Origin of the sequence: Enterococcus sp. C76 (assembly GCF_040886985.1) — a bacterium.
Taxonomy (GTDB): Bacteria; Bacillota; Bacilli; order Lactobacillales; family Enterococcaceae; genus Enterococcus_B; species Enterococcus_B lactis.
The window spans coordinates 1-280 of record NZ_JBFOEY010000080.1 but is presented as its reverse complement, the minus strand read 5'-3'; the positions used below and the strand labels follow the sequence as shown (position 1 = coordinate 280).

Below are 280 nucleotides of genomic sequence, written 5' to 3'. Positions count from 1 at the left end.
TTGGCTAATAATCATCCATTAGAAGAAGATCTCGTATATCCAGCCGATGAAGTCAAAATAATCGTGTTGAATGAAGTGCAAGGGGTTAATACCAAAAAAACAGATGGGACAGGACGAGCAATTTTGGAAGAACGAGTAGAATATACGATCCATCCGGGAGAAATCAATGTTCATGTTCAATTAAATCCCTTAGAAGACGTCTCTTTATTGAATTATTATTTCTTACAAGCCGATGTTCGGAATTGGTTCAATCGAAAATTGACGGCATTAGATGATCCCA

The 280-nt window shown here is 37.1% G+C and carries 1 protein-coding gene; it reads left to right on the top strand.

Going from position 1 to position 280, the window contains the following annotated elements; genetic code table 11:
• Positions 1-280 (top strand): hypothetical protein (locus tag AB3I00_RS14840; protein ID WP_368025649.1); only part of this gene is annotated, 280 nt, incomplete at both ends.